Genomic DNA, 1,846 nt, shown 5'->3' on the forward strand with positions numbered 1-1,846 from the left:
GGCTGGTGCAGTGCCAGGCCCTCCCCCACGATCTGCTCGATGGTCATGCGCGGCGAGAGCGAACCGAACGGGTCCTGGAACACCACCTGCAAGCGCGAGCGCAAAACGCTACGCTCGCGCCGCGAGACTTCGTCCAGGTTGCGGCCCAGGAACTGGATTTCGCCGGCACTACGGCGCTGCAGGTTCAGCACGGCGTGAGCCAGCGTGGTCTTGCCGGAGCCCGATTCGCCCACGATGCCGATCGTCTCGCCCTCGCGCAGCGAAAAATCCACGCCCTTGACCGCGGCAAACTGATCCCGGCCGAACCAGCCAGCCAGCCCGCTGCGCTTGCGCGCATAGTTCACGCACAAGCCGCGCGCTTCCAGCAGTACCGGCGCCAGCGGCACCAACGGCAGCACCTCCCGGCGCGGCCGGCTGTCGATCAGCTTGCGGGTGTAGGGATGCTGGGGCGCGGCGAAAACGCTGGTGGTTTCGCCCACCTCGACCAGCACGCCCTTCTCCATCACGCCCACGCGCTGGGCAAAAGCCCGCACCAGGTTGAGGTCGTGCGTGATCAGCATGACGGCCATGCCGAACTCAGCCTGCAGGTCGCGCAGCAACTCGAGGATCTGCACGCGGATGGTGACGTCGAGAGCAGTGGTAGGCTCGTCGGCCAGCAGCAGCTTGGGCCGGCAGGCCAGCGCCATGGCGATCATCGCGCGCTGGCGCTGGCCGCCCGATAGCTGGTGTGGAAAGCTGTCGAACCGGTGCGCCGCATCACTGATGCCAGTGCGCTCGAGCAACGCAATGGCGCGCTCGCGCGCAGAGCGCCGGTCCAGGCCCTCATGCAGCGCCAGCGTCTCCACGATCTGGTTGCCGATCGTGTAGAGCGGGTTGAGCGCAGTCATCGGTTCCTGGAAGATCATGGCGATGTCGGCACCACGAATGCCCCGCATCTCGCGCTCCGAGACCTTGAGCAGGTCGCGGCCCTCGAAACGCACCGCGCCCTGGTAACGCGCGTCCTCCACCAGGCGCAGCATGGCAAGCGCGGTAACCGTCTTGCCCGAGCCGGATTCGCCCACCAGCGCGAAGCGTTCGCCCGCACGCAGGTCAAAGCTGACATCGCGCACCGCGCGGGTGGCCTCGTCGCCATGGCCGAACGTGACCGACAGGCGTTCGATGCACATTAGCGGACCGCCAGCGCCCTCCTTGGCTTGCACCGCTTGCACACCATTCACGGTGCTGGCTTGCGACAGCGCGCTCATGGCGTCACCTCGGCCGCGGGCGAACCTTCCGGCGCCTTCGGCTCGACCCGTCCGCGTAGCTGGGCCAGGCCCAGGCGCGTATCGAAGGCATCGCGCAGCGCGTCGCCCATGAAGGTCAGCAGCAGCAGGGTCACCACCAGCACGGCGAAGGTCGACAAGGAAATCCACCAGGCATCGAGGTTGGCCTTGCCCTGCGCCAGCAACTCACCCAGGCTAGGGGTGGTGGGCGGCACGCCCAGGCCAAGGAAGTCGAGGCTGGTCAGGGCCAGGATGGCGGCGCTCATGCGGAATGGCAGGAAGGTGATGACGGGCGTCAGGCTGTTGGGCAGGATGTGGCGCCACATGATCTGTACGTTGGAGAGTCCGAGCGCCCGTGCCGCCTTGACGTAATCGAGCGAGCGATTGCGGTAGAACTCGGCGCGCACGTAGTCGGACAAACCCATCCAGCCGAACAGCGAGAGCAGGATGATCAGCAGCGCCAGGCTTGGCGTGAAGATCGAGGCGAAGATGATCAGCAGATAGAGCTCGGGCATCGAGCTCCAGATCTCGATGGCGCGCTGCGAGAACAGGTCGAAGCGCCCGCCGAAGAAGCCCATCAGGGC

2 protein-coding genes are annotated in these 1,846 nt (G+C 66.7%); both read right to left on the minus strand.

The window, feature by feature from the left end; genetic code table 11:
* Window positions 1-1,166: ATP-binding cassette domain-containing protein (locus AC1DKD_RS40980; protein ID WP_477144716.1), on the minus strand; the 1,166-nt coding region annotated here is incomplete at its 3' end.
* A gap of 74 nt (window positions 1,167-1,240) precedes the next feature.
* A partial coding sequence (locus tag AC1DKD_RS40985) for an ABC transporter permease subunit (RefSeq protein ID WP_477144715.1) occupies window positions 1,241-1,846 on the minus strand: 606 nt, incomplete at its 5' end.

This window comes from Cupriavidus sp. 05T313, from assembly GCF_056396665.1.